Genomic DNA, 270 nt, shown 5'->3' with positions numbered 1-270 from the left:
CTCTGAGTGCGCTGCGCAAAAGTGACGCACATCACGCCACTCATGAGCCAAGCTCGTTGCCCAGTCGCAATACTGTTTACCAGCATCAGGCTCGCTTTTTAGCGCTTTTTTGGTCGTTGGGTGCAACATTATCTCGGGTAGCACCGCGCGCAGTAACTTTGATGGTGGATTCATAAAAGTATCATCGACGTGTAAGCTTTTACTGGCAGGATGAAATACCAATAATGAGCCTGCGTGAATCATCTCGTTAGGCGAGATATAATGCACACC

At 48.5% G+C, this 270-nt stretch carries 1 pseudogene; it reads right to left on the bottom strand.

The window, feature by feature from the left end:
* Positions 1-270 (bottom strand): annotated as a pseudogene (locus tag AAEZ06_RS27340) (hypothetical protein); the annotation flags it as partial.

It is taken from the genome of Pseudomonas sp. HY7a-MNA-CIBAN-0227 (genome assembly GCF_040310325.1).
GTDB lineage: Bacteria > Pseudomonadota > Gammaproteobacteria > Pseudomonadales > Pseudomonadaceae > Aquipseudomonas.
This window is presented reverse-complemented; position numbering and strand designations above follow the sequence as displayed.